General features: G+C 59.8%; 9 protein-coding genes, 1 tRNA gene and 1 pseudogene. 5 read left to right on the top strand and 6 right to left on the bottom strand.

Annotated features, from left to right (window positions below; all coding sequences use genetic code 11):
* The 5 genes and pseudogenes from AX735_RS26940 to AX735_RS14510 form a co-directional block, all read right to left on the bottom strand.
* Positions 1-130: pseudogene (locus AX735_RS26940) on the bottom strand (DUF427 domain-containing protein); the annotation flags it as partial.
* A gap of 4 nt (positions 131-134) precedes the next feature.
* Positions 135-1,148: an SOS response-associated peptidase family protein gene (locus AX735_RS26405; RefSeq protein WP_231750131.1), complete on the bottom strand. Its 1,014-nt coding sequence runs from the start codon at positions 1,146-1,148 to the stop codon at positions 135-137.
* A gap of 74 nt (positions 1,149-1,222) precedes the next feature.
* Entirely contained in the window at positions 1,223-1,990 is a 768-nt protein-coding gene (locus AX735_RS14520; protein WP_066281771.1) for a hypothetical protein, read from the bottom strand.
* Positions 1,991-2,087: 97 nt separating this feature from the next.
* Positions 2,088-2,639: a hypothetical protein gene (locus tag AX735_RS14515; protein ID WP_137775999.1), complete on the bottom strand. Its 552-nt coding sequence runs from the start codon at positions 2,637-2,639 to the stop codon at positions 2,088-2,090.
* A 118-nt stretch (positions 2,640-2,757) separates the two neighbouring features.
* Entirely contained in the window at positions 2,758-3,621 is an 864-nt protein-coding gene (locus tag AX735_RS14510) for a 3'-5' exonuclease (RefSeq protein ID WP_066281767.1), read from the bottom strand.
* A gap of 259 nt (positions 3,622-3,880) precedes the next feature.
* Between AX735_RS14510 and AX735_RS14505 the strand changes: the two genes are divergently transcribed.
* The 4 genes from AX735_RS14505 to AX735_RS14490 all read left to right on the top strand — a co-directional run bounded on the left by AX735_RS14505 (position 3,881) and on the right by AX735_RS14490 (position 15,772).
* Positions 3,881-5,722, top strand: a complete 1,842-nt coding sequence (locus tag AX735_RS14505) for a GmrSD restriction endonuclease domain-containing protein (protein ID WP_066281764.1) — start codon at positions 3,881-3,883, stop codon at positions 5,720-5,722.
* A 46-nt stretch (positions 5,723-5,768) separates the two neighbouring features.
* On the top strand, positions 5,769-8,651 hold the full coding sequence (locus AX735_RS14500; protein ID WP_066281761.1) for a class I SAM-dependent DNA methyltransferase: 2,883 nt from the start codon (positions 5,769-5,771) through the stop codon (positions 8,649-8,651).
* Complete coding sequence (locus AX735_RS14495; RefSeq protein ID WP_082751118.1) at positions 8,648-14,842, top strand: DUF4011 domain-containing protein; 6,195 nt, start codon at positions 8,648-8,650, stop codon at positions 14,840-14,842. The genes AX735_RS14500 and AX735_RS14495 overlap by 4 nt, the downstream gene beginning before the upstream one ends.
* Positions 14,843-15,073: 231 nt before the next feature.
* On the top strand, positions 15,074-15,772 hold the full coding sequence (locus AX735_RS14490) for a hypothetical protein (protein ID WP_066281753.1): 699 nt from the start codon (positions 15,074-15,076) through the stop codon (positions 15,770-15,772).
* Positions 15,773-15,932: 160 nt separating this feature from the next.
* On the opposite strand, the gene AX735_RS14485 is transcribed toward AX735_RS14490, so the two are convergent.
* Entirely contained in the window at positions 15,933-17,105 is a 1,173-nt protein-coding gene (locus AX735_RS14485; RefSeq protein WP_066281751.1) for a tyrosine-type recombinase/integrase, read from the bottom strand.
* Positions 17,106-17,205: 100 nt separating this feature from the next.
* Between AX735_RS14485 and AX735_RS14480 the strand changes: the two genes are divergently transcribed.
* Positions 17,206-17,286 (top strand) — tRNA-Val (locus AX735_RS14480).
* The last annotated feature ends 5 nt before the right edge of the window (positions 17,287-17,291 follow it).

Genomic DNA, 17,291 nt, shown 5'->3' with positions numbered 1-17,291 from the left:
GGGTCTCGGCAACGATGACGCCGCGATGCTCGATGCGGATGTGCGCATCGCAGGGCTCGGCAACCGCAGGGCGCGGAAAATCCCAGACGCTGCGCTGCCCGGGCTTTACCGGATCGGGTTTCGCACGCATGCAGTTATTCCTTGTCCCTGGACCGCGCCCACAGATGCGCGGTGGCCTCGACTGTCATGGCTTCGGCCGGATACGGCTTGTCGAACGCGTAGAGCTCGGCAAGCGGTGCGGTGAGCCAGGTCTGCCATTGATCCGCGCGCAGGATGACCGGCGAGCGATCATGGATGTGCTCGAGCTCGGGAGCGTTTTCGATCATCACGCCTGTATAGCAATCGCCCCACTCGTCCGAGGTTCGCCAGAGCCCGGCCCAGGCAAAGATCGGTTCCCCGCGCACCGACAGCCAGGTCTCGGTCATGCGGCCCGGTGTGCCTACGGCTTCGGCATAGCGCAAGGTGGGGATCAGGCAGCGGTGCTCGGGCAATGCTGACCAGCGCTTCCAGAATGCACCCAGCTTGTCGAACCGTGCATTATTGACGGGCTTGGGCTTGAGCGGCTGCCCCTGCTTCCCGCGCAGGACCACCGGGAAACCCCAGGTCATTTGTTCGAGCACCATTTGCCCATCGCGCTGCCGCACCACCCAGCCGGGCTCCTTCGGGTGAACCGTTGCCGGCCCCTCGTTATACGCCCGCAGCACCTTTGCGCTGAAGTGATCCTCGATCCGCTTGCGTTCTCCAGGCTGGTAGCGGTTGCACATACAAGGAAGCTGTGATGTGCCTGACCCCATGTCAATGTCGGCGGCATAGCGACGGGCCCAGCGCTGGCGCAGTTTCAGGCTGGGCGGTTCCATCCGCATCTGGCGATACCAACTGTCGAGCATCCCCAGCAGCGTGTTGATCCGGTGGTCCTGACCGCTGGCCACCGTGCACGCCCAGCTATTGCCATCGACCAACGCCTCCCAGAATGTCGCGCATTGCCAAGTTTGCGCAATCCCTGCGTGCATCAGCCATTTCAGCGCAAGCCGCTGACCCCATGTCCGCTCGACCTCGCCCGCCTGCGCCTGCGCTACCGCGTCCTCGAGCGTGCGCAAGGCGGTCTGCCCGACATCCTGCCGGGTGATCTGAGGCGCATCGATTCGCATGGGGTGCAGTTAGAACATAAAGTGAACATTATGCGCAACGCGAAGCTGATCGGACTGATGCCTTGCACAACTCGCTAGGCTGCCAATGCTAGCTCCGCTGTCAGCATATGCGACAGCTCAGCAATTGCGCTGACGAGCCTTGCCTCCATTGTGGCGGTCATCCGACCATGCCGCCGCGTCCAGTCAAGAATGGCAAGCGCCGCGGTCCAGCAATCGAGACCCTCTTGCCGCTGTGTGCGTAGCCAAGCCAGATGGGCGATTGCCAGCAAGGCGCAGTCCAGTTCGACATGCGCGATGATATCATTCCACCCCTGAGCATCCGCCGGGTATGGGACAAACTTCTTGTCCTCATAAAGAAAGATTGGGATGCCAATTCTCGCAAGCACCTCAGTGAGATGCGGCCACGACTTGCCGGGGCCCTTGAGGCCCAGACCGAGATCGAAGTGGCTGCCGGGCGCAGTTGGAGTGGCGCCAGGCTTTCGCCTAGCCAGAAAATGCGACGGCAAAACCAGCGAGTATTCGATCGCGGCCATCTGCAAGATCTGCACATCATTGGCCAGACTGCCGAAACCCACGACGTTGCGGTCATCGCGGGCATAAAGGTGATGGAAGAGTTTGGTGATGACAGCCTGCTCGTCGTCGTGATCGTGTGCGGACCAGCTAGCGATGTGCTCGCAAGTAATGGCCCCCTCGGAACCCACGGTCACGTCCATTGCCGCTGCAGCGAAGATCCGTTTGCATCCGACACGATAGCTTCTGTCCGAAGGATCAATGCGAACGGCACAGGCGTGAAGATGCTCGTCCCAGGCAGATTCGGTATCGATATAGGTGAACTTGCGCATTGTGTGTCTTTCAGATGCGCCAAGGGCCGCGCGATGGCGGCCCTTGGCAAGTTTGGTGATGGTTGTGGTGAAGGAGCCGTGCGATGGCGCGGCGGGTTCAGGTGAACAGGACGATCGGCGGCTCGCGATGCTGCCGGGCGAGTGTCGAGCCTGCGGTCATGGCGATTGTGGGCGTTGCCTGATTCTTGCCGAGGTCGGCTGCGGCCTGTTTGATCCTGCGCATCGCCATGCGTTTGCCTGCCGCCAGGTTGCGGAGCACCTGTTGCGTGCGCACCAGGCCGCCCCGTTCGTCAACGGCAAAGCATGCGTTCGATCGCGGCTCGACCAGCATGACGGGGCTGTCTGCGTCCGTGCAATACGGCACGCAACCGCTAATGATCTCGACATGGTCGAGCTTGCGCCAGGCGATCATCATGGCGGCGGGTGTGCTGGCATTGGCGTGCGCAAAGCCAAGATGGATCACGTCCTGCTTTTGATCCCGGGCGTAACGACCGATCGCGCTCGCCGAGATGGAATCGTCGATGATGGGTCCGAACACAAAGCCGACCAAGTCATTGACGGGTTGATGCGGCGGCAGGCCCATCATCTGTCTGATAGCGCCGGTGTAGTTCTGAAGGCGAGGGTTATCGCCGGTAATCTCAGCATTCATGTTTGTACCTTTCTGTGCGGCCCTTTGGGCCGGAGCTTTTCCAATCCCTTTGGAAGCTCAATCTCTCTTGTTTCTGGAACAAATCTGGCTGCACCCTGCGGGTCACGGCCAAAGCGGGTCAGCGATGGCGCTGACGCCAGGTCATGCTGACCAGCCGCGGGCTGGGACCGTCCGGCAGCACATGGCGGAACAGCCAAAGTTCTTCTGCCTCGATCGCACCGTCCTTGACTTCGGTCCACCAGACCCTGGCCGAAGGATCCCAGCGGTAACCGCGAGCCTTGAGGATCGTGCGCGCCGAGTAGGGCGCCCGCGTGGCCTCGACCCGCCAGGTCTCCTGGCTCGCATTGGCGAGCAGCGCCCGCATCACCGTGCCGCCGGTTGGCAGCGGATAGGCAAGCAGATGGATGAGGCTGATGACATCGGCGAGCGCCCTGTGGCCGTCATTGTAGAACCCGGCCTGGGCGAGCAGATGACCCAGCGCCCGTCCATCGAGACCAGCGTCCATCAGCCAGTCAAAGTCAGCCAGCGAACAGGCCCATGCTGCATGTGCCGTTGAAGGTAGCAGCTGGCGGATGAACGATGCATCGAACCGCGCATTGTGGGCCACGAACACATCGACCTGCGCGAAATCGTCTTCGACAAGATCAAGGTCGATGGCCTTGCCCCGCAGGTCGTTATCCGTAAGCCCGGTCAGCCGGGAAATGCGCTCTGGCAGCGGCGTGCCGGGATCGGCGAGTGCCTCGCGCACGGCGAGGATATCAACGATGTCCCCCTCTGCGTCGACCTGCAGGATCACATAGCCGAGGTCGATAACCTGATCGGCCAGCGGATCCGTGCCGGTGGTTTCCACGTCGATGACTGCAACGTTCAACAGCGGCTCGACCGGCTGCTTGCTGACGATGAAATGCTCCAGCCTGGCGGCTGGAAGCAATATCCGGATGGCAATTTCGTCTTTGGCCACCGCTGCTGCGGCAACAATCATATCTTCTGGTCTTCTGTCCATATTCTGGCTCCCTGACCAGGCTTGAAGGAACCCTTTTCCCCCGTCTTCACCCGATCAACGACCCCATCCGCAGGAGGAGTTTTGCCAGCCCATCACAGGTAATGCACAAGAACGGAGCTAAAGGCTGATCCGATCTTGGCATGGCACTGAAGGCCGTTATGATCCCCAAGCAAGAAACCCCAAAATACCGTCAATATGACTTTATTTTGGGGTTCTATACCTAGAAGCCGAGGCGGGGATGACGACTTCGTTCCAAACAAATCCGGTCTATCTGAGAGACCTCATGCGCGAATGCCACGAAGGCAAGCTGCAGTTGCCTGATTTCCAGCGTGGCTGGGTTTGGGATCAGAACCGAATCATTGATCTACTTGCCTCCATTTCGGAGGGATTTCCCGTTGGGGCTCTGATGACTCTTGATGCTTCCGGCGATGTTTCCTTCGCTGTCAGACCAGTGGAGGGCGCGCCTGAACCCATCAGGCCGCTCGAGGCATATCTTCTGGATGGCCAGCAGCGGATGACCTCGCTCTATCAGTCGACCTTCTCGCCTGTGCCGGTATCGACCCAGACGGCAAAAAAGAGGCCAATCAAGGTCCATTTCTATTTCGACATCAGAGCCGCGCTCGATCCCGACATCCCCCGTTCCGAAGCGGTGATTGCGGTGCCGGAAGACCGGATCATCCGCGAGAATTTCGGCAGGGATGTGAAGCTCGATCTTTCGAACGAGCAGAACGAGTTCGAGGCCCTGTATTTTCCGATCGACCGTATATTCGAGGCCCATGTCTGGCAACAGGCAGCCACTGGCTGGGCTTACCAGCTACAAGACCAGCGCATGGAGCATCTGAAGCTGATCAATGACTTCATGCAGGCGGTAGTGAACAACGTCACCTCCTATCAGGTCCCCGTCATCAAGCTGGGCAAGGATACGTCGCGCGCAGCGGTGTGCCTGGTGTTCGAGAAGGTCAACACGGGCGGCAAACCACTGGATGCCTTCGAACTGGTAACCGCCATGTATGCGTCGGAGGAGTTTCACCTGCGCGACGACTGGAAGGCGCGCCGCGAACGGCTGATCGCTCAAAAGGTGCTGGCCAAGATCGAACCGGTCGAGTTTCTACAGGCGGTGTCGCTCCTCCACACCAAGGAACGGCGGGACGAAGCGATCGCAAACGGCCTGGAGCCCCCGGCGATCAGCGCAACCCGCAACAGCCTGTTGCAGGTTCCACTGACGGCATACAAGAAATGGGCGGACAAGGTCGAGGCGGGCTATGTCGCTGCGGCAAAGTTCCTGCATTCGCTGAAGATCTTCAATGCCCGCGACCTGCCCTACCAGACCCAGCTCGTGCCGCTTGCCGCCATCCTGGCCGAGATCGGATCGGCGTGGGAGAATGATGCCGTGCGGCAAAAGCTGGCCCGCTGGTATTGGTGCGGCGTGTTCGGAGAACTCTACGGTTCGGCCGTCGAAAGCCGCTTTGCGCTCGACATTCGCGATTTCTCACCCTGGATCAACGGCGGGGCCGAACCCCAGACGGTGCAGCGTTCGACCTTCGAGGAAAAGCGCCTGCGCACACTGCGCTCCCGCCTTTCAGCTGCCTACAAGGGCGTGCATGCCTTGCTGATGAAATCCGGGGCGGAGGATTTCAAATCCGGTCAGAAGTACGATCAGACCGTATTCTTCGACGAGAATGTGGACATCCATCACATCTTCCCCGAAGCCTGGTGCAAGACCAAGACGATCGAGCCAGGCATCTACAACAGCATCGTCAACAAGACGCCGCTGGCATCTGCCACCAACCGCATGCTGGGCGGCGTAGCCCCCTCGGTCTATCTTGGCCGATTGATCAAGGGAAACGACAGCAACCCGCCCATCGAGGCCAGCCGTCTGTCTGCCATTCTGAAGAGCCACGAGATCGAGGAGGCCTTGCTGGCCGCCGATGATTTCCACGGATTCATGGACCATCGCCGCTCGCGGTTGCTGGAACGGATCGAAGCTGCAATGGGCAAGGAAGCCGTGCGCGAGAGCATCCTGCCGATGGATCAGGAAGACGACTATTACGGCGAAGAGGAGCAAGAGGAAGCAGCGTGACCCCAAAGCCGGACAGCCCCTCCCCCATCCATGACCAGGGCATGGCATGACCCCGCAGGAATTTCTCGGCAAATGGCGCAATGTCGAGCTCAAGGAGCGATCAGCGTCGCAGAGCCATTTCAACGATCTGTGCGCGCTGCTTGGCGTGCTCGACCCGATAGCAGCCGACCCCAAGGGAGAATGGTTTGCATTCGAAAAGGGGGCGAGCAAGACCAGCGGCGGCGAAGGCTGGGCCGATGTCTGGCGCAGGGGCTGCTTTGCCTGGGAGTATAAGGGTCCGAAAAAGGACCTGAACAAGGCCTATGCCCAGTTGCTGCAATATTCGGTCGCGCTGGAAAATCCGCCGCTGCTGATCGTGTCCGACATGGACCGCATCCGCATCCACACCAACTGGACCAACACGGTGCAGGAGGTGCACGAGTTCACGCTGGAGGATCTGGTCGATGGCCAGGTGCGCGAAAAGCTCAAGCGCGCCTTTACCGACCCGGACGATTTCAAGCCCAGCAAGACCCGGCAGGCGCTGACGGAGGAGACCGCACGCGAATTCGCCAGCATTGCCCAGCGTCTGCGTGACCGGGGGCATGAACCGCACCGGGTCGCGCATTTCGTCAATCAGCTGGTCTTCTGCATGTTCGCAGAGGATGTCGGCCTGCTGCCCGACAATCTTTTCACCAAGATGCTGGACCTGTCGCGCAGCGATCCGGCCAGCTTTGCCGAAAATGCCAGCACCCTGTTCGGTGCGATGGCGCAGCCTAACGGCAAGGTGGGGTTCACCCGCATCGACTGGTTCAACGGCGGCCTGTTTCAGGACGACAGCGCCCTGCCCGTGACCCGCGAGGATGTCGAGGAGCTGTATCAGGCTGCCTTGCGCGACTGGTCGCAGATCGACCCGTCGATCCTGGGCACCTTGTTCGAGCGCGGACTCGACCCCGCCAAGCGTAGCCAGCTCGGCGCGCATTATACCGATCGCGAAAAGATCATGATGATCGTTAAGCCGGTGATCATCGATCCGCTAGAGGCCGAATGGGCAGAGGCGCTGGCCCGGATCACCGCGCTGATCGAAAAGGCCCCCAAGCGCACGGCAGAACGCCTGCTGACCCCGGCGGAGAAACGCAAGGCAGAAAAGCTCAAGGACGATGCGGCCGCCATCCACAACGGCTTTATCGAGCGGCTGGTGAATTTTCGCGTGCTCGACCCAGCCTGCGGATCGGGCAATTTCCTCTATGTCGCGCTCCGGGCGCTTAAGGATATCGAGCACCGCGCCAATCTGGATGCCGAGGCGCTGGGCCTGCCACGCGGCTTTCCCCGCGTGGGCCCGGAAAGTGTGCTGGGGATCGAGCTGAACCCCTATGCGGCGGAACTGGCGCGGGTCAGCGTCTGGATCGGTGAAATCCAGTGGATGCGGCGCAACGGCTTCGATGCGGCAAAAAATCCGATCCTGCGCAACCTGGACACAATTGAATGTCGGGACGCAGTGCTCGATGAAGCAACGGGCGCGCGGGCGCAGTGGCCGGATGCGGACGTGGTGGTCGGGAACCCACCATTTTTGGGTTCGAGTCGCATGATCACCGAACTTGGCGAGGACTATACGTCCGCGTTGCGTCGAGCTTGGCCAATGGTTCCTGGCGGAGCAGACTTGGTTTGCTTCTGGTTTGCTGGAGCTTGGGACAAGATCATCGCAGGAAAACTGACGATCGCTGGTTTCGTATCGACGAACTCTATAAGGGGCGGGGCGAATCGTGAAGTTTTGAAGCCAATTGCTGACCACGGTCAGATATTCCTGGCTTGGGATGACCAAGAGTGGACCGTCGAAGGTGCCGCAGTGCGTGTTTCGATGGTCGGATTTGGCAAGCAAAACTCGCAGCCGATGTCGGTCCTCAATGGCGAGATCGCTAACCGTATCTTCGCTGATTTGACATCCCGCGTAGACATAATTTCAGCAGACAAGTTAGTCGCCAACCGGGGAATCTGCTTCGAAGGATTTCGAAAGTACGGCCAACTCGACGTCGAAGGCAACAAGGCCAGAGAATGGCTCACGCAGCCGCTAAATGTCAATGGCCGACCAAATTCGGCTGTTCTTTTTCCATACATTGGCGGAAGAGATTTAGTCGAACGAAATAGCGATGTCTGGGTGATTGACTTCCACGGCTACACTGAACCAGAATCATCGTATTTTGAATTGCCTTTTGCACACGCCGTTGATTTGGTGAAGCCTTATAGAATGACGGTTCGAGACCAGCAACGTAGAGAAAAGTGGTGGCTTTTCGGTCGGAGCGGGGGAAATCTACGAACCGCTTTGTCGGGCTTAAGCCGGATGATCGTCACTCCTCGGGTATCAAAATATAGGCTGTTCGTCTGGCAACCAATCGGTATTCGACCAAGCGACGCGACAAATGTAATTACTCGCGATGATGACACGATGTTTGGAATTCTGCATTCGCGCTTCCATGAAATTTGGTCGCTACGCATGGGCACTTTCCTCGGTGTGGGCAATGACCCGCGCTATACCCCTTCAACAACCTTCGAAACCTTCCCATTCCCCGAGGGCCTGACCCCCAACATTTCAGCGGCCGATTATGCTGACGACCCACGTGCCCAAGCCATTGCCAAGGCTGCAGCCCAGCTCAACGAACTGCGCGAGAACTGGCTCAACCCACCCGATCTGGTGGTGCGCGAGCCGGAAGTCGTACCAGGCTATCCTGACCGCATCCTGCCGATGGACGAAGCCGCTGCTCAGGAACTCAAGAAACGCACGCTGACCAACCTCTACAACGCTCGCCCCGCATGGCTAGATCACGCGCACCGCGCGCTCGATGAGGCAGTGGCCGATGCCTATGGCTGGGGCGATGATTTCCGCGCCGGCACGCTCACCGACGACGAAATCCTCGCCCGCCTGTTTCGATTGAACCAGCAACGTGCCGGTCAATGAACCCGCCAATCGATCCTGATCTGTATGAATTGCGGGAAAGGATCGCCCTCCGTCGCACCAACAGAACGGGGCTCGAAGCCATGTTGCGGCAATTGCGGGACTCGAAGGCTGAGGGTGTTGCCGATCTCCGGGCTTTGATCAGGCAACATCTGAATGACATGACAAGGGACGATGCAGCACAAGGCCAGAGGCGAGCCGCTCACATGTCTGTGACCGAGCTGAAGTCCTATCTGCAGCAATACCGCAACCACAAACCCCGGCTGCTCGATCTCATCAAGGACCTCGAAGGGATCGCCACCTCTGAAATCCAGGACATTCGCCAACGTGCTTTAGCCATCGTCGCCACTTGGAACAGCCCTTCCCAGCAAAAGCTCGCCACCATCAAACAGTCGCTTGGAACCCCGATCATGACCCGCCCGCTGATGAACAAGTCGTTCGTTGACCTAGAACTGATGGCCGAACGCAACTGGGACAACCGGGCCGAGCTCGATCTGATCCGATCGGAGCTGGTGCACCGGACCACCAATGCCGCCAAAACGCTGCGGCACCGAGTCGAAACGTGGATCAAGGATTGCGACAAGGCGGCAGCGGGCAAGTCCGCTAAGCCGGAAGCGGCCAAGGCGGATGCTGCGAAGCCTGCCGCCAAGCCACCTCGCCATCCACAGGTGCACAGCTGGACCTATGAGGCGGTGGCCAAGCTGCGCGCCAAGTTGATCGACCTGTCTCGCAAGTCGCCGCTCATCGCCTTCCGGCATGAATCGCGCAGTGCCAGCCAGCTTCGTATCATCGACGAGCGGCCCGATCTGTTGTTCGAACGGCTTGGCAAGGGCAGCATGGGCTTCGAGCCCCTGCCCGGCGAGGAACAGACGCCTGCCGACGAACGCACCCCCAGCTTCGGTCTCGCCTATGAGCGGGCGCGGCTGACCGATACGGAGTTTCTGGCGGCGACCGAAAAGCTGGGCGATGCCGAAGGTGACGTGCGTGCATGGACGGATGCCGAGCGGGCCTTGCGTGCCCGGGTGCGTCAGCAGCTCGGCCTGCCCAAGCTCGATTTCGGCAAGGGGCTGGACGTCACGGCGCTCGCCCGGGCGCATGGCTTTGACCCGTCCTACGAGCTCAAGATGAGCGATGACGGGGATGTCGCCGCGCATCACGAAGACGATGACATGCGCGTCCTGCTCACCCGCAAGGAGTTGGACCGGCGTCTGAAATCGATCGACGATCGTGCCACCAGCCATTTGCGGGAGACGGGCCATCACACGCTGCATCTGGCCTTCGGTTTTGTGCAGTGGTTCGAGGATGATGCGTCAGACCTTGCATCCTACGCGCCGTTGCTGCTGCTCCCGGTCAAGCTGGCCAAGGATACGAGCCGGGCGAAGAAGGACTACCGGCTCAGCATCTGGGAGGGCGGGCTTGAGGTCAATGTCGCGCTGATCGAGAAGGCGCGTGAGCATTGGGGTCTGCAGCTACCGCAGCTGCGCAACGAGGAAAGCCCTGAATCCTATTTCATCCGCGTGAAGACGGTGCTGGCCCAGGGCCGCCGCCTGACCTTGCGCTCGTTTATCACCCTATCCGTCCTGCCTCCGATGATCCTGTGGCGGGACCTCGATCCGGAGAACTGGCAGGAAGGCGCTTTCAGCGATCACCGCTTGCTGCCGGGCTTGGTCGGTGCGGCAGAGGTTCCTTCGGTCCCCGGCGATGACAGCATCATCGATATTGATGATCCGGCGAACGAGGCGCGAGTCCCTGCCCTCATCACCGATGCCGATGCCTCGCAGCACAAGGCCATCATGGACATGGCAGCCGGGCGCGACATGGCGATCGAAGGTCCGCCAGGAACGGGCAAGTCGCAAACGATCACCAACATGATTGCTACAGCCCTGTCCCAGGGCAAGCGGGTGCTGTTCGTGGCCGAGAAGCAGGCGGCGCTTCGGGTGGTATCCGACCGACTGAGGGCGGCTGGCTTTGGTCCGTTGCTGCTGGAGCTGCACGGGGAGAAGGCGAGCCGCACGGAAGTCTATGCCGGTGTGCGCGAACGGATCGTTGCTGAGCCGAGGCTGGATGCGCGCGTGCTCGATGAAAAGCGCGCAGAGCTGCGCAGGCATCGCGATCTGTTGCGGAGATACCTGTCTCTGGTGCGGACGCCGCTGGGCAAGCTCGGCATGACGGCCCATGCACTCGTCTGGCGCGAAGTCCGCCTGCGCAAGCAGTTTGACCGCGAAAAGACCCGGCCGATCGAGGCGCGCTGGCAATCGGCGGGGGTTGGCGAGCTCGACAGATCGACCCTTACGGAAAATCGCGAGATTCTGGCCCAGTTCGGCAAGGCGTTCCTGGCGGTCCAGGGAGATGCCGAGGGAGAGGCAACGCGCTGGGTTCAGGCAGGAAAGCTCAACCCTTTTGACCAGAGTGCAGCGCTCGAAGCCGCCGGCGCAGCCGGTCGGGCAGCGGATGCCGTAGCCGATGTCGCAGCTCGGTTGTTTGAACTGGGCATTGCTCTGCCGGGACCAAGCGACAACGCCATCGTCGATGCCAGTGCCCAGCTTTCGGCGTTCAAGCCCTTTTCCTGTTCCGATGAAGCCGTGGTGTCCGCAGCGCTGCATCACCGTGCGGCCAGCCTGGACCTTCTGGCAGCGCAGTCCGAATGGCGACGGCAACGTGATGCCATTGCCGATGCCATCGAAGCGCCTGAGCGGGTGTCGATTGATGAAGCCCAGGCTCTGGCCGACGCGCTGGTGATTGGCGACTGCCCCGCTACACCGGCCGAAGCCGGCTCTATCCTCTCACACCATGAGCGGCTGTCAGGACTGCTTGAAGGCGCGACCCGCGACATGGAACGGCTCGCAGCCAAGCTGGCAGATGGTGCGCGAACACCGTCTGAGAATGCGCAAAAAGTGGCAGCTGTGCTCGCACGGCTGGGTCAAGCTCCGGCCTCGGTAGCTGCGCTGGTATCAAGCAGCCTGATTGAGGCCGCATCCGAAAGCGCCATTGCGAACGCCACCCGCGAAGCTGAAGCGTTGCGAGCAGAACGGGATATCGTGGTTGCGCTCACCCAGGCGGATGCGCTGACTGCTGATCCCAGCGAACTCGACGAGCTTGCCGACACTGTCGAGACAACAGGTGCCATCGCGCGTCTGTTCAGCGGGCGATACAAGGCTGCCTGGCGACGGGTGGGGCGGCTTTGCGCGGACACTTCTGATCGCGCCGAAGCTGCATCGAGCCTTCGCCGAGCCGCCGGCTTCCTTCGCGCACGCCGAGCATTTCATGACGAGAGCAAGGGGCGCGTCCTTTTTCCGCCGATGCTCTGGGACGGGCTCGACAGCGACTTTGAATCGCTTGGCGCTGCCCGAGCGCTAGTTGCGGAGACTGCGAGAGAGCTTGCTGCATCGAACGAAACCGCTGTTCTACGCGGCTGGCTTGCAGCGGACGAATCCGAACGCCAGAGCCTGTCAGCCTGCAGCGATCGGATGACCGGATTGTTGGCTGAAGTAGCTGAAGCCGGGCTGGCGGAAGTGCCCCTCGCAGACCTGGCTGCTCGTTGCGATGACAGGGCCGCTGAAATGCGGCGCATTCTGTCAGCGAGCCAGACCGTCAGGCTGAAAGACGATGCGACGTTCCTGCGCTCTACAGGTGAAACGATTGCCGAGGCTGTGCTCCGGCTCCACGCAGCCAAGGAAGCCTTCGGGTCACTGAAGTCGCAAGACCCGTTCAGTTGGGTCGGCGACGTAACAGCGCCTCTGGACAGTCTCGAAGCCAGTCTCGCTCATCTCGACCATCTCTTCGCGGTCAGCGGTCCGGTTCAATTGCGGGCCATCATCGGTGAGGTTGAGGCTCCCGCCGCCTGGCTGTCCTCTGTGATCGCCTACAGCGGAGCGCTCCAGAACGCCATAAACGGCTGGGTCAGCAGCTCTGCCCATCTGCGAGATGACGTGGATCTCAACGTTGCCGGCCTTTGCGATGGCATGCCATGGCAAGACGCTGCAGCTGTCTTCCATGCCATGAGCGCCGACCGGGAGGGTGTCAGCCTTGCCGCCGATCTTCTCAAATATCGGGCCGCTGTAGCCGCAAGGGATCTGACGCCCTTCGCCGAGGCGGCAACCCATCATGGCATTGCGCCCGGATTGCTGGACGATCTCTACGAGCTGACGGCTGTTTCAGCATTGCTCCGATCCTATCTGGGGGCAGATGGCCAGGAACTGGGCAGGCTCGGCAGCCTCTCGCTCGATGCGGCGAGGCAGTCCTTCAAGCGGGTGGACAAGGACCTCCACAAGCTGGAAGCTACGGCGATTGTCGCGAAACGGCTCGGCGACAGGCCACCGGTCGGCGTTGGGCACGGGAAGAGAAGCGACTTCACCGAGCTCCGGCTGCTCGAGCATGAAGTCGGGCTCACGCGCCCCAGGACACCCCTGCGTGATGTCGTGCACCGCGCGGGCCAGGCGCTGCAGGCGCTCCAGCCGGTCTGGATGATGTCGCCGACGTCGATCGCGCAGTTTATCCGTCCCGGCTCGCTGAGCTTCGACCTTCTGATTATCGACGAAGCATCGCAGATGCGGCCCGAGTTCTCGGTTAGCTGCATCCTGCGCGCCGATCAGTTCGTCGTCGTTGGTGACGCGAACCAGCTTCCCCCCAGCGACCATTTCCAGGTCGCTAGCCTCGATGGAGAGGGGGATAGTGACGGAGTCGGCGTCGATGAAGGCACCGAGTCGATTCTCGATCTGGCAAAGCAGCGGTTCAGAACACAGCCGCGCTTGAAATGGCATTATCGCTCGCAGCACGAGAGCCTCATCCAGTTCTCCAACCGCGAGTTCTATGAGCGCGATCTGGTCGTATTCCCGAGCCCTCAGGCCAATGACGACCCGCTAATGGGCGTCAAATGCTACTACGCTCCGGCATTCTATTCAGACACAGCCTACGAATCCTCAATCAACCAGCGCGAAGCCGAGCTCGTGATCGAACAGGCATTTGGCCTGATGCAGACGCACCCTGAGCGTTCGATCGGGATCGTGGCGATGAATGCCAAGCAGACGGAACTGCTCAAGAACGAGTTCGAACGGCTAAAGGTCGAGGAAGAGCGGGTCCGCAAATATGTCGAGGCATTCGAGGGGACACTGGATGAGTTCTTCATCAAGAACCTGGAGAACGTGCAGGGTGACGAGCGCGACATCATCCTCATTTCCACCGTCTACGGACCCGACAAGAATGGGGTTGTCCGACAGAATTTCGGCCTGATGAACCGCGAGGTCGGATGGCGACGGTTGAACGTGCTGGTCACGCGGGCCAAGATGTCCTGCCGCCTGATAACGTCTCTGCGCCCTGACGACATCAAGGTGACAGAAAAATCGTCGAAGGGGGTCATCAAGTTCAAGAGCTATCTGACCTATGCCCATGGCGGTGCCCAATATGAAGATGGGTCGGGGGGCGAAACGGACAGCGATTTCGAGATTTTCGTTGCCGATGCTCTGCGCGGCGGCGGGTATGACGTCGTCTATCAGGTCGGCGTAGAGAAATTCCGGATCGATCTTGGTGTTCGGCATGCCAGCTGCCCAGTCGGTTTCATCGCAGGCATCGAGTGTGACGGAGCTCCCTATCACTCAGGCTTGAGCGTCCGCGATCGCGACCACATCCGGCAGACGATCCTCGAGAATTTGGGGTGGAACATATACCGGGTATGGTCGACCGACTGGTTTGCCGACCCTGCGCGCGAGACGGCCAAACTGCTGGCCTGGCTCGAACGTGTTCGCGAACGAATCGTCCGCGAACTGGGAACCCAAGCCGAAACCTTGCAAGTGCAGAAGCCAAAAAGCGCAGTGATTCAGCCGCCTATGCCGCAGCCCGAGCCTAGAGCAGAAGATGCGGCTGCCCTGATGCCAAGGATTGATGAGCTTCTACCAGCGGCCGAGCCGTCGGAAGCGCCTCGCGAACCGAGAGGTCGGCAACTGCGGACAATTGGTGATTTTCAAGCCTTCGAAGCCGTCCGAGGCAACCTCTATGAGATCTGGAAGGACGATACCTTCTTGGGAGAGGTGGAAGTCGTTCGCCGCGCCACATCCGCACCAAGACTTTTTGGCGACCGGGCGTTGGCAGCTCAGTCGGAATACGAGGGACGGGTAGAAGCGAGCGGCGACTGCTTCCGATCCTATGACTTGTATGCCGCAATGAGGGAGGTGGCGTCTCGTGCTAGCGAGGCGCTGTAAATCAATGGCAAAACAGGAGCTGCAGGGAATCTGGTCGATATTTGTCCCCTGATGCGCCGATGTGCCTTTGGAGCATCAACGCCTACTAAGATAGCCATATCGACCAGCACCGAAGAATGGGTCCATTCGGCGCTGTGCATGGGTTGCTCGGGAGCGCAAAGCAGATCGTCTCCCAAAAAAGCCTTGGATCGCGCCCACCGGTTTCAGTCGGGAAAATGCCAGCGCCATTAGATGGATATTGCAGGCCGCATTGTTAACGAATGGGCCCTAAGTTGCCGCTTCACCCTAATCCTCCCTGCATCGCCCAAGATTGAGGCAAAAGTGAAGCTTCCAAAATCCAAAAAGCCACCTCTTTATGTCGCCATCCACGAAGCCGGACACGCAGTTATTATGATGTTTCTGGGGCTTCCACGTAGGATCAAGTATGTATCGCTCACAGATACGCCGCCAGGCACCGTCGGTTTTGTGAAGGCTAGCGCGCGCTTTGACCGGCAATTGGCTGACGCGGTAAGGGCTACCGAACAGTTTTCAAGGGGCGATGATGCCGCTGTCAGTGTGGTCGCCTTTCAAAAGCGGGCGGCTTGGTGGGAGGTGGTCGATCTTATTGCCGGCAACGTTGCGGAACTGCGATCAAGGCAGATCAATTCCCTGACCCGGGCAATGGTAATCAGCCAGACGATTGAGGCTGCAGGTCAGCGACGGGATGGCAGCGAATTTCCAGATGATTTTGTTCAAATTTATGAACGCTTGGAATGGCTGGACAAGGACGCTATCGGCTCCAACGCACTGAAAGCACTTGAAGAAACGGAAGCCCTCGTCACGGCCCACTGGAGCAAGATCAGAGAGCTGGGGCGGTTGCTGCACAAGACGATGCACATCGATGAAGACGCCCTGATACACTGGCGAGAGCGTTGGCAAAGCGATTTTTGATGCCTGCCAAAGGCCCAACATGCCTTGGTTCGACCATAGCCTAGCGGCAGGCAAATCTCGCAATCATAGATGGGGCCGCGTCTGACCGGGTCAGCGATTTGACTTCGTTTTGAGGGTTTTGGCGAGGCCAGCGGCAAACACCAGAGCCCTTCGGATTCGCTTAGAATGCGATGCTAGCGAGAGCGCTCTCGGCATCGTCGCGGACAAGGTGCCCGTAATGGTCCTCGATCATTTTGACGCTTGTTCCTGACAGCTGCGCAACAGTCAGGATTGGAAGCCTTGCTCTGACCAGATCCGTGATAACACTGTGTCTCAGGGTATACGCCGTCGCCGAGCTTGGCAGCTTGGCAGCAACAACCGCTTCCTTGATGGGCCCCTTCCACGCATCCTTGTGCCATGCCGACCCATCCGGTTGAGCAAACAGAGGTGCTGTGGATGGTTGCCCTTCGGTCAGTTCCGTAAGAAAATTTGTCATCACCGACGGCACCGTTATCTGGCGCGGGTTCCCATGCTTGTCCTTGCCGACCGTGAGCGTTCTGGTTCTTGCGTCAAAATGGCGCACCTTGAGGCTTGCTAATGCGCCTGGGCGCAGAGGCAGCACGCATAACCCTTTGATAAAGGCCTTTGCCTGATCACTTGCCGCTTCCAAAAGCCTACGCCGCTGATCTTTGTCCAGATACAGTTCGCGGCGCCGACCTGCATTCGGTATCGGCTTAAGCGCCTCTTGCCACGCTGCGTCGGTATTGGGCGGCCCTAACGTCAAAATCCTTCGCAGAGCTGCACGCAATGGAACCATATCCCTGTTGATTGTCGCATCCGAGCGAATTTTGGTTTCGCGCTTCCCCTTCTTGTTTCGTGTCAGAAGCGCTGGAGCATCTTCTAGCCTTTTTCGCCACGCTCGCAGATGATGCCTACGCAGTTTATCGAGCCTGATCTGGGCAATCGGATCCGAATAGACATGCCGCCGAAATACGCCTTCGGCAATCGTGCCAGGCTTTTCCTGCAGATAGGCATCGCACGCATCCTTGACCGTGACCATGCCCTCCTCAAGCTGACCACCGCTCTCGACCATCTTGGCCCAGTTTTCGGCATCAGCCTTAGCCTGCTTGAAAACCTCATGCCCCGACAGGAGGCTATACGCTCCCAAGGCTTTGCGAACGTAGCGCCCCTGTTTGTTAGGATCACTGACCCGGGCAAACCATGTTCCGCCAACCTTCTTCTTCGAGGGTCGAAAGCCAAGGTAGCAACCTGGCTGCAGCCGTTGCCAGTGTGGCTCATCACCCGCATTCGGCTTTAGCCTCTCGCGTTCACCGATACGGCTTAGATCCGGCATACCAAGCGACCCCAAAAATCCATGAAAAAAACATGAAAAACATAGGCGGGACACGGCGAACAACCGCGAACCAATATCATTGTTTTTAGTAGATTTTTTTGTTCGCGTAAAGCCGTGAATGCTGGATTTCTCACCCTTCACACGGGTGGGGTCGCAGGTTCAATCCCTGCCGCGCCCACCATCTTT

It is taken from the genome of Blastomonas sp. CCH1-A6 (assembly GCF_001556365.1).
Classification (GTDB): Bacteria; Pseudomonadota; Alphaproteobacteria; order Sphingomonadales; family Sphingomonadaceae; genus Blastomonas; species Blastomonas ursincola.
Note: the sequence above shows the minus strand (reverse complement) of the source record. Positions and strands in the feature narration are given on the sequence as shown.

Coding starts and splice junctions, on each gene's coding strand:
- AX735_RS14505 (WP_066281764.1), top strand. CDS start 3,881: ATGACGACTTCGTTCCAAACAAATCCGGTCTATCTGAGAGACCTCATG.
- AX735_RS14520 (WP_066281771.1), bottom strand. CDS start 1,990: ATGCGCAAGTTCACCTATATCGATACCGAATCTGCCTGGGACGAGCAT.
- AX735_RS14485 (WP_066281751.1), bottom strand. CDS start 17,105: ATGCCGGATCTAAGCCGTATCGGTGAACGCGAGAGGCTAAAGCCGAAT.
- AX735_RS14500 (WP_066281761.1), top strand. CDS start 5,769: ATGACCCCGCAGGAATTTCTCGGCAAATGGCGCAATGTCGAGCTCAAG.
- AX735_RS14490 (WP_066281753.1), top strand. CDS start 15,074: ATGGATATTGCAGGCCGCATTGTTAACGAATGGGCCCTAAGTTGCCGC.
- AX735_RS26405 (WP_231750131.1), bottom strand. CDS start 1,148: ATGCGAATCGATGCGCCTCAGATCACCCGGCAGGATGTCGGGCAGACC.
- AX735_RS14515 (WP_137775999.1), bottom strand. CDS start 2,639: ATGAATGCTGAGATTACCGGCGATAACCCTCGCCTTCAGAACTACACC.
- AX735_RS14510 (WP_066281767.1), bottom strand. CDS start 3,621: ATGATTGTTGCCGCAGCAGCGGTGGCCAAAGACGAAATTGCCATCCGG.
- AX735_RS14495 (WP_082751118.1), top strand. CDS start 8,648: ATGAACCCGCCAATCGATCCTGATCTGTATGAATTGCGGGAAAGGATC.